This window comes from Pedobacter sp. 01N416 (assembly GCF_056399685.1).
Genome location: NZ_JBFTRT010001117.1, coordinates 1 through 427, shown reverse-complemented (window position 1 = coordinate 427; position 427 = coordinate 1). Strand labels below are relative to the sequence as shown.

Annotated in this window: 1 protein-coding gene; it reads left to right on the top strand. The window is 33.5% G+C overall.

Annotated elements, in window-relative coordinates; translation table 11 throughout:
- Nucleotides 1-188: 188 nt before the first annotated feature.
- A partial coding sequence (locus tag AC1DND_RS29505; protein ID WP_477586600.1) for a two-component regulator propeller domain-containing protein occupies nt 189-427 on the top strand: 239 nt, incomplete at its 3' end.

Here is a 427-nt window from a genome sequence, read left to right as displayed (position 1 = left end):
GCACTTGTTTGTATCGATAGGGCTATAATCTGGTTTTAAAATGTCTTTAAAATTTTACATTTCTTAAAAGATCTCAGGATTTAAACGTAGTTTAGCTAATACTTAAATCCTTATCAATTATAACCATTTAAAGCTACTTTAATCATTGAGGGGTTCTCAGGGATGATTTCTGTATTATAATAAAATATATGTTTCGGTTTTTAGCTTTAATCAGCGCACTCATACTGTGTAATTCTCTTTTTGCGCAAGAAAACGTATATCAGTTTTCCCATCTCGATATTGCCAATGGCTTATCAGACAATCAAGTAAATGCCATATATAAAGATAACAAGGGGTTTATGTGGTTCGGCACCCTGTCTGGCCTGAACCGGTATGATGGACACGAATTCAAAATATTTAAGCACAGTTCAAAGGATAGTACCAGTAT